Origin of the sequence: Algibacter sp. 2305UL17-15 (assembly GCF_040720935.1) — a bacterium.
In the GTDB taxonomy this organism is placed as follows: Bacteria; Bacteroidota; Bacteroidia; order Flavobacteriales; family Flavobacteriaceae; genus Jejuia.
Map to the genome: position 1 here is coordinate 1 of NZ_JBFDAE010000039.1, position 1,371 is coordinate 1,371.

Here is a 1,371-nt window from a genome sequence, read left to right on the forward strand (position 1 = left end):
GGATCAAGTCAAAAAGTTGTGTGTGAATTGGAATAAGATTCCGATTTTTGTTTAAAAAAAGAACCTTGGACAATTATCTAGACTTACTCAAACTTATCTTACCTGAATTTCTGATCAATCATTTTGACTTAGTCAATAGCACTAAAAGCGGTGAGGCCATGCACCTTTGCTTCGAAGAGCGCAATGTAGCACCAAAAGAAGAAGCCAGCCGAACTTTAATTGCACATGGTTTCCATAAGCAAATAACCATTCAAGATTTTCCGCTCAGGGGAAACACGGTCTATTTACATGTAAAGCGGCGCAGATGGCTTGACAGAACAACAAATGAAGTTGTCCAGAGAGATTGGAACTTAGTAGCACAGGGAACACGGATGACCGCCGAGTTCGCTGCTTTTTTAAAAGAAATTAGTCGATACTAAGGCTTCTGATTGCCATACCATAGGGTTTTTCTATGGAGTTGACGGCAAGAAACTGCAACGGCAGTACAAAGATCACCTGAGCGATTTTAAGTCCTGGGATCAAAAAGAGCATGCACAGGACTGGCTATTGTTTGCCGAAAACCTGGGAAGCCATCTATCCCTTGACGAAACCGCTTTTTGCAACGGAGAACTGTACACCATTGTAACCAATAAAGATGCTAAAGGAAAGAAAGGCGCTATAGTTGCCATGGTCAAAGGGACCAAAGCTGAAACGGTTATAAAAATACTCCATAAAATCCCTGTAAAACAAAGAGGAAAAGTTGAAGAAGTGACTCTGGACATGGCAGGAAACATGGGGCTTATCGTTAAAAAATCATTCCCAAGTGCCACCTTGGTCATAGACCGTTTTCACGTTCAGAAATTAGCATTGGACGCTTTGCAGGAAATCAGAATCAAACACAGATGGGAAGCCATCGATATTGAAAACAATTCCATAGAAGATGCTAGAAGTAAAAACATAAAATATATTCCAGAAGTACTATCAAACGGAGATACATTGAAACAATTACTGGCAAGAAGTAGATACCTGCTCTATAAACCAAGCAATAAATGGACTGAAAACCAGTCCAAAAGAGCCGAAATACTCTTTAAGCACTATCCTGATATAGAAAAAGCATACAAATTGTGCCAAAACCTATCTTGGATATTTAACAACACAGAGGATAAAACTTCGGCACTGATACGATTGGCTAAATGGGATGAAAAAGTAAGACAGGCAGCTTTCAAAAGCTTCAACACGATCGCCAGAACCATGTCAATTCATTATAAAAATATACTCAACTACTTTGATAATAAGAGCACAAATGCCTCGGCAGAATCTTTCAACGCAAAAATTAAAGCTTTTAGGGCACAGTTCAGAGGTGTGAGAAACGTAGATTTTTTCCTTTATAGG

At 39.3% G+C, this 1,371-nt stretch carries 2 protein-coding genes; both read left to right on the forward strand.

What is annotated here, in order from left to right:
* Positions 1-65 precede the first annotated feature (65 nt).
* Positions 66-419, forward strand: a complete 354-nt coding sequence (locus ABXQ82_RS18735; RefSeq protein ID WP_367063331.1) for a transposase family protein — start codon at positions 66-68, stop codon at positions 417-419.
* A 19-nt stretch (positions 420-438) separates the two neighbouring features.
* On the forward strand, positions 439-1,371 hold a 933-nt coding region (locus ABXQ82_RS18740; protein ID WP_367063333.1), incomplete at its 3' end, for a transposase.